Raw genomic sequence first — 5925 nt, 5'->3', positions numbered from 1 at the left:
CCGAACCGGTGCCACCAGAACCGGACCGCTTCGTGGCTCACGTCGATCCCACGTTCGTGCAGCAGGTCTTCGACATTCCGCAGCGAAAGCGGGAACCGGACATACATCATCACCGCGAGACGAACGATCGCGCGACGTCTTGAAATACTTGAACGGGCAGGGTCGGGTCATGGGCGGACGCGACCGACGCCCCTGCCCCGCCTCAAGTCGAGTTCATTTGACAGGTCCTGGGCAACGGCTACCTGCGCCGGCTGCTCGTCGTAGGCGCGACATCGGTGAGCCGGCGCGCCGGAGCCGACGACAGCCGGACGGGCCTTTGGGTGAGGTCGCTCTTGGAACGAAAGCCCGCGCGCCTGGTGACCGTCGCCATCGCCAACAAGACCGCGCGAACCGCCTGGGCGCTGCTGGTCCGCTGTGAAACCTACAAAGCCGCGCCAGCGGCCTAAGACGAAACAAGAATGCGGCGCCGCAGGGACCGCTCCCCGCAACGATCACCAGCACTCAAATCAACCCTTGCGCAAACGGAGCCGTCCACACATGACAAGACCGCCGGGACAGATGACCGGCCGCGGCGGCGCGGACAAAGCCTTTGACTGGGCACCGCGCCCTGCCGATACTGAGTGGCACGGAGAAACGGGGCCGCGTCGATGCGTCTCGATCCAAGAACATGGGGTATTGCTGCGGGGGCAGTATTGCTTTTCGTGGTGGTTGTCGTGCTGTTCTGGCCCCGGGGCGCGGATGAAATCTGGGCGGAAGCCACCAAGCCCTACCAGTCCGAATGCAACCGCGAAGACTGTATCGAAGTCGTGGCACCGAAGCCCGGACATGGCGGCGGACAAACCCTGCAAATGGTCTACGATCCAGATGTCGATGATGCCATTGCGCAATGGGGCGATTGCCTTGACGAGGTGCTCGTCTGCCGGCGCGAGACGGGCAAGACGCTGAGCTGCGTGCAGGAGGCAGCCTGCCCCGCCGCCTGCATCAATCAGTTTGAAACGGCTGCTGCGAATCTGGCGGACGAGCGCGAACGGGCGCAGCTTTTCCTCGTCGAGTTTGTCGAGGATGGCGGCTTCTGCGTACCGAACGCTTCTGACGGATACGCGGAATGATCCGGCGTCTGTGTATAGCGATGCTTGGCATCGGGCTCGCCACCTCAGCTCTCGGGTGGGAAACCCGCGTGGATGCCGAGGGGCCCAATCGCTGGCAGTCGCTCTACCAGTTGGAACCGCTGACTGATAGAGCCGGAGAACTCCTGCAACCGCTCGATCTCAAGGACGAGCATACAAGGCTTTCGGACCTGGCACTGAAGCGGCTGGGGGTGTTCGGGCTGTTTGGCCGGGGCGGCAGCGCGGACATCGTCGTTACCGATTTGAACGCAAGCTTTTTTCGGCTTGAGGACTTAGACGGCTTGCCGACAGTCGGCGACGACCCTGAAACCGTGCTGGAAGAACGCCGCATTCCGCCCCCAGCGCATTTTTCGGGTGTGCCGGATTACAGCTTCACGATCTACGACTGGCTCAACAAGAACCAGCTCTGCCCTCCTGGGTCGGAGATCGGGGACACCTGCCATAAGTACGTGTTTGGTTGGCTTGGCAACCTCAACTCTACCCATTTCGGCAGCCAGGCCACCGGGATGTACCGGCATTTTCACACGCTGGCGCTGAGCTATGCGGCCCGGGCGCGGATGCTGCACGAAGCCGCGCGCGAAGTGGGCGCGAAGGAAGCTGAGGTCTATCGCGACATCATCCGCGAGGCCGAGCTGGAGGCGCTGGCCTACGAGGGCTACGCTCAGCATTTCCTGCAGGATCGCTGGGCGGTCGGGCATATGTGGGAGCGCTGGAACGGTCCCGATTACAGTGCGATCCCGACCCAGGACAATTACGCCAACACGGCCGTTTCGGGTATCGCCGGGATCATTCATGGGTCTGAGGCGGTTCTGGCTGAGGTGCGCGACATCCCGGCGCCGACCGATTACATGCGGGATTTCGCGAACTACTACGGCATCGACCTCACGAATTTCGAGGGGACCTTCACGCTCGGGGACTACGCCCTGAAAGCCGATCCTATGTCTTCACCGATCCTGCGCAACGGACATCTCTGGCCGATGCGGTGGCGGCATGCATCGACACCCGAGATGTCCCATCTCCCTGGGATCGGGGATGACCGGTTGTACGACGCGCAACGTGGAGCGTTCGGGGCTGGACATCGCTATCTGGACGTTTTCTCTGGCGAAACCGTCGAATTGGACGACCTGCCGCTCAACGCCGATGAACAGTTCGAACATATGATCGCTTGCTCCGCCGCGGGCTGGGCGGAGGTGATCCGGGCCCTAGGCGAGTTTGACGGCACCTACGGGGCATGGAATGCAAAACTGTCGCCCGCAGCGCCGAACTTTGACGTTCTCGCCAGAGACACCTGCTGGGACATGTGGGCCACGAACGAAGCTATGCATCTGGGCTGGTCAAAGAACACCATCTTGTCGCCGAAGGTGATGGCGCGGCTGGCCTGGGCTGGCAATGCGCTCGCCGATATCGTCGACTACGTGTCCGGTGATGATGCACCCAAGGACTTCTTCGGCGGCGACGGCCTGCCCCGCCTGCCCCGAAAGCAACTCGTGCAGATCACCGCGCGGCTCGAGCTTGCGAACCAGCTAGCCCCCTGGGGCACCGAAATGGCGCGGGGCGGCATTGGCGCGTTCGGACCGTTCCAGCCTGGCAACCGCTATGGCCTGCCCGACTACGCCCACCCGGCAGCTATCGAAAACCTTCCTCGGGAGGATCCTACCGGCAGAGACACCAACACGTTGTTCGGAGCCTTCAGCGGTGCCCATTCCGACCACTGGTGCAGGCGCCTGCCAGAGATGATCGGCGCGTTTCGCGCGTCCGATGATCCCCGGCGGACGGAGATCTGCCGTTACTTGGGCAGTTTCGCCTATGCCGGCACCGAGGATGCCTATGACGGTGTGCAGCGTGAACGCCTTCTGTTCGAGGGTACTGAGGTGAAATCGCTCTGCCATGTCCGGGCAATGGGATTGTCCGAACCCGCTGGCGACCCCTATCGGCTCGACCAGGGCTACGTATCCTATCCTGACGGATTGAACGCGATGGCCGAGGATGGCCGGACGCTTCGGACGGTCGCCAACTGGTGCCGCGCAGTTCCACTGCTGACGTTGTCGGCTCTGCCGGAACTCAAAAATGAAAACCTCGTCGCGGAAATCGACGCGGCCCAGTCGGAGCTGACATTGCCCGGCGAGAACCTCGGCAATCTGCCGGGCGACCTGCTCCTGACCGGACCGGACGGCGGCGAGGTTGTGGTCCGTATATCAGGCTGGACGCCCAACAATATCACGCTGGACCTTTCCGACGCCGATCTGCGACCCGGCACCGACTATCGCATCAGTCTTTCTCGGGGCGATGATGGCATGGAGAGCGTGGGCCTCTTCATCCTGCGCACCGAGGAAGAACCGATCGAATTGGTACGGCTTGAAGGCGTCGGACCCTGCCGCCTGCGGCTCGACGCCGAGGAATACCCGGTGCTCGATTTCGTTGAACGTTTCGGCAGTTGGCGTGGACTGAGGGCGAAACGGCTTGATCGCTACTTCCCTATTGCATTGGACTTCTTCACCGTCGCCGCCGGGGTCATGGAACGCGAGGCAGACTGTATCGACGCGCTACGCGCTAAGAACGTGGCTCCACATTATGATGCTGAGACCCAGACGCTCCAGCGGTTTCCCATGGACGCTTATGAGCAGATCGTTTTCGTCGAACCGGACGGGCGCGAAATCAAGATCGGCGAACGCGTGGGGCGCAGTGAGTACAGGAATATTACACTCGCCTGGGGGGCGGTCGATCAACTCTACCAATTCCATGCAACGCTGCTGCGCAACATGGCGGACCGCTTCCGGGCCGAAATCGCGCTGCTGGAAGAGGAGATCGAAAAGGCGCAAACGCGAGCCGAACGGGCCGTCTCGACAGAGGCGGACCTCGCCGAGATGGCCGAGGCCTGGGAACACCTCATGCGGGTCCATAGGGCCGCACCAGCCTACATGGCCTATATCGCGACCGGTCTGAACCGCTGGGCCGTGCTGGAACAGAAACTGATCGCCCAGATCATGCCGCGGCTTGAGGAGATGCGTGTGGGCCGATTCCGCGCCATTCGCGCGAATCCCAGCCCGCAATGCGCACCCATGATCAGCTTGCCAGCCCAGACCGCCGCCGTGGACCTGGCGGCCTCGACACCGGTCTTCAGCCAGTTCGATCCTCAGGGCGAAGCATTCGACCTCGAAAACCCGCTGAAAAACCAGCACCCCTACAGTGGGCTGATCTGGCGGTATTTCGATCTTCCAGCGCGTTCCTGGACGACACCGGAGCGGCTGGAGACGCTTGTCGGCTGGCGAATGTACCCGCAGTTGCCCGAAATTCTGGCCAACGTCGAAGAAACCACCGTCGCTGGTTGCCCGCACTATGCAAACGCCTATCGCGCGACGATCGAAATGGGCAGTTTCGACTATCTCTTCGAGGACCAGAAAGATGCGCTCATGGGAATGGGCGCCCTCTACGAGGCGCGGTATGGGGCGTCGGAAAGCACCTTTCTGCCAGAGAACGAGGAGGAATTCACCTGCCTGCGGTGTGCTCTAATCGATCGCGCCATCGACGACATCGAGGCCCGTATGGAGATCCGGATGAGTCGCGCGGATTCGGGGTTACTTCCTTGGGGCACTGCAGAGGGAATCTACACCGATGCTACTCTCCCGATTCAGGCGATGAAAGTGAGGCTGGCCGAGCTATCCAATCAGACCGAGCGCTGCCGCCGGGAGTGCGTCCCGGTCAAGGGCGCCGGCGACACGCCTGTCCCGACCCTTGGCGTCGGCTCTCGTGACGACGCTGCCGTCATCGAGGCGGCGCGCGAGGCCGGCGCCCCGGAGGAAGTGATCGAAATGCTGGAAGCGCTCCGGGAAGGCGACGGCCTTCCCGAAATCGAAATGCCCGAGATCGTGGTACCCGAGTTCGAGATTCCCGATCCGATCATGCCGGAGCCTTTGCCAGTGGAACCGCTAGGGCCCGTGGACTGATGCGCAGGGGCACTGTCACGTTAACCTGATGGTGGTCGCGGTGGCCCGGGATAAACATCGTTGTGCCTCTCCTGGGTGCTGGCAGACGAATTCTAACTCGTCTCAGCTTGGACAGTGACACTGTCCCTTATGCTGCGCAGAGACCGCGCCACTCTGCGAGAGCAGCGGCACGGTTCTTCTTGAAGTTGGCGCGGGAGTGGAGGCTGCGCTCCGAGTTAAAATGGTTGCTGACCGAGGCGTGGACGGAGGCGAGTTTCTGCAAACGTCGCATCCGCCGGAACCGCAGCTTCGCCCGCTCGCGTCGTCGGAATGGCAGGTGGGAGTTCTCGGCGCGGTTGTTCAGCCAGAGACCGGTTTCCTGGCGATTGGCCGCACCGATTTCCTTCAGCGCCGCGCCATAGGACCGAAGCCGGTCGGTCACGATGGTGTCCGGCCGACCGTGGCGCTTCATTGCTTTTCTGAGGAATTTCAGGGCTGCCTTCTTGTCACGGGTCTTCGTCACGAAGCTCTCGAGCACCTCGCCCTCGTGGTCGACAGCCCGCCACAGGTAATGCCTCTCGCCGTTGATCTTCACGAACATCTCGCCCGGGTGCCATCGCCACTGGCTCGACCGCATCCCCTCGATCCGGCGTTTCCGGATCTCGGCGGCGAACATCGGCCCGAACCGGTGCCACCAGAAGCGGACCGCTTCGTGGCTGACGTCGATCCCGCGTTCGTGCAGCAGGTCTTCGACATTTCGCAGCGAAAGCGGGAACCGGACGTACATCATCACCGCGAGACGGATGATCTCGCGGGACGTCTTGAAATACTTGAACGGGCAGGTCACGGATCATAGGGCGGACGCAACCGACGCC

3 protein-coding genes and 1 pseudogene are annotated in these 5925 nt (G+C 62.4%); 2 read left to right on the top strand and 2 right to left on the bottom strand.

Features of this window, described 5'->3' with window-relative positions; translation table 11 throughout:
- A pseudogene (locus P1J78_RS25620) lies at positions 1-171 on the bottom strand (IS6 family transposase); the annotation flags it as partial.
- 476 nt (positions 172-647) lie between these two features.
- Between P1J78_RS25620 and P1J78_RS23750 the strand changes: the two are divergent.
- Positions 648-1109: a hypothetical protein gene (locus tag P1J78_RS23750; RefSeq protein WP_275569860.1), complete on the top strand. Its 462-nt coding sequence runs from the start codon at positions 648-650 to the stop codon at positions 1107-1109.
- The gene (locus P1J78_RS23745; RefSeq protein ID WP_275569859.1) at positions 1106-5071 is read left to right on the top strand and encodes a hypothetical protein; all 3966 of its coding nucleotides are present in this window, start codon (positions 1106-1108) and stop codon (positions 5069-5071) included. Before P1J78_RS23750 ends, P1J78_RS23745 begins: the two co-directional genes overlap by 4 nt.
- Before the next feature lie 127 nt (positions 5072-5198).
- Here P1J78_RS23745 and P1J78_RS23740 read toward each other — a convergent pair whose 3' ends face one another.
- On the bottom strand, positions 5199-5897 hold the full coding sequence (locus tag P1J78_RS23740) for an IS6 family transposase (RefSeq protein ID WP_275569858.1): 699 nt from the start codon (positions 5895-5897) through the stop codon (positions 5199-5201).
- Positions 5898-5925: the final 28 nt, after the last annotated feature.

It is taken from the genome of Psychromarinibacter sediminicola, assembly GCF_029168335.1.
Taxonomy (GTDB): Bacteria; Pseudomonadota; Alphaproteobacteria; order Rhodobacterales; family Rhodobacteraceae; genus Psychromarinibacter; species Psychromarinibacter sediminicola.
The sequence above is the reverse complement of the archived record's forward strand: the minus strand, read 5'-3'. Positions and strand labels throughout refer to the sequence as shown.